The sequence below is a fragment of the Paenibacillus darwinianus genome, assembly GCF_000598065.1.
GTDB lineage: Bacteria > Bacillota > Bacilli > Paenibacillales > Paenibacillaceae > Paenibacillus_I > Paenibacillus_I darwinianus.
Genome location: NZ_KK082197.1, coordinates 1265 through 2000, shown reverse-complemented (window position 1 = coordinate 2000; position 736 = coordinate 1265). Strand labels below are relative to the sequence as shown.

At 68.2% G+C, this 736-nt stretch carries 1 pseudogene; it reads right to left on the bottom strand.

The features are described from left to right. Positions 1-736, bottom strand: a pseudogene (locus tag BG52_RS14975) (hypothetical protein); the annotation flags it as partial.

Here is a 736-nt window from a genome sequence, read left to right as displayed (position 1 = left end):
CCGACACGATCGACTTTGTGAGCGGCAAAGCGACGACGAAAGCGAGGGCGGCATGCAGCAGCCTCGCCGTAAGGAACGGTCCGAGCTTCAGGCCTGCGGCTGAAGCTGCGCTCTGCGCGCCGAGCAGAGCGCTCCATCCGCTCCAGCTGAGCAGCGCCGCTAGGGCGGATGCCGTCAACGTGACGCCGTACGGCTGCAGCGCGCGGGCGGCGGCGAATGCGCCGAGATGGGCTTCGTATATTCCCGCATAGGCGAGCGGGCGAAGGGCGTCCGGAAGCGCGAGCTCGAGCAGCCTGATAAGTACGGAGCCGGCAATCATGAAGCCGCCCACGGCCATCAGCCGCTGGACGCCGGTTGCAACGGCGTCGCCCATCGCTTTGCCGAGGCTGCGCCCATCCCGTTGCCGCGCTTGGTCCATTGCTGACAAGATGCGGAACGGAAGCGAATGGGCACGGGATTGGGCGGCTTCGGCCCGAGCGCCGGCGCCCCGGGTGTCCCGATTGTGCACCGCGGTTGCGGCCAGCCTGTTTTCCGGCGTCAAGCGCGCTGTCACCATGCCGAGCAGAAGGCCCGACAACCATACCGCGGCCGCAATGGCCGCGCCGAGCGCAGGCCTGTTCAGGAATCCTGCGCCGATCACGATAAGCATGAGCACCGGACTCGGCATATGGCAGAGCGCCATCAGCCGCTGGGCGTCCGCAGCCGACAGGCTTCCGTCCCGCTTCAGGCGGGCGGC